1 pseudogene is annotated in these 1073 nt (G+C 62.6%); it reads right to left on the reverse strand.

What is annotated here, in order from left to right:
* A pseudogene (locus ACWEH3_RS36215) lies at nucleotides 1-300 on the reverse strand (hypothetical protein); the annotation flags it as partial.
* Nucleotides 301-1073: the final 773 nt, after the last annotated feature.

A 1073-nucleotide genomic window follows, 5' to 3' on the forward strand; every position in this document is an offset into this window, starting at 1 on the left:
CTTCAGATTGCACAGCGCCCGCAGGTCGCCGAGCCATTCGTCGGCCATCCGCGAACTCCAGGCCCATGGGAACTCGTCCGCGTGCGCGGTGAAGGCCCGCACCGCCTTGTCTCGCGAATTGATCGTCGAGAATGCCAGGTTCCGGGCCAGTTGCTGATTCCGCCAGCCGTCGAGCATCGCGGTGAACACCTGCCCGTCCGGCCGCAGCAGTGAGACACCATTGACCAGCTGCAACCGGGCCGCGCCCGGCGCCAGAACATCCCGCGACACCCGCATCACACCTTCGCGAACCGCTTTCATCAGACGCAGAAATCCTTCATCAGATTGTAAGCGTCTCGCAAGTGTGCAGGTCAGAACAGGTGCTCCGAACCTCCACTGCCGCTATGATTCTCGGCAGCCGGTCGCGACATCAGGTTGCCGACGTGCGTGCCTGCGCACTGCCGATGTGCATTCCAATATGTCGAGTAGTCGGATTTCTCATCAGACGAAATAGCGATCAGAAGTAGTACCGGCCGAAAATCGGGCAGATATGTACCCGCCGCCGCAGGGCACCGGCCACCAAACCCGTCCCCTGTGCGATTGCCCCGCGCGGCTTTATACCCCACGACCGTCAGTATGACGGGAGGACCCGGTCCGAGCGGCCGGTTAGCGAACCGTGTGAGGGTGTTCAGCCGCCAATAACGATCACCTTCGAGCGATTGCCGGTGTTCAGTCGCTACGACAAACGATGCCCACGCTGCCGCGGACCCTGCATCGGATGTTGACCTCGGACAAAGGCCAAGAGTTGGCCGACCACATCCAGATCACCGCGGCAACCGGCCTCCAAATTCGGGAGCAGAACCCTCATCAGTCCGAGATCAGAACACCCGCAATATGATGCTATCAACGAGTCTTCCGCATCTCGACCCGGGTCGATCGCTGAGTAGGCCCGGGGCGCGGTTGCGGGATAGCTCCTGCCCCGTTTCCCCGGACCTCTCGCCGAGTGAAGTGGGCCGCCGACGAGGTGCCCGTGGCTCGGGTCCTTTTCCGACGGCCTCTTCCCGAACCGGACAGGCGGGGTTTCCCCGCATCCG

The organism is Nocardia sp. NPDC004718, assembly GCF_053601535.1.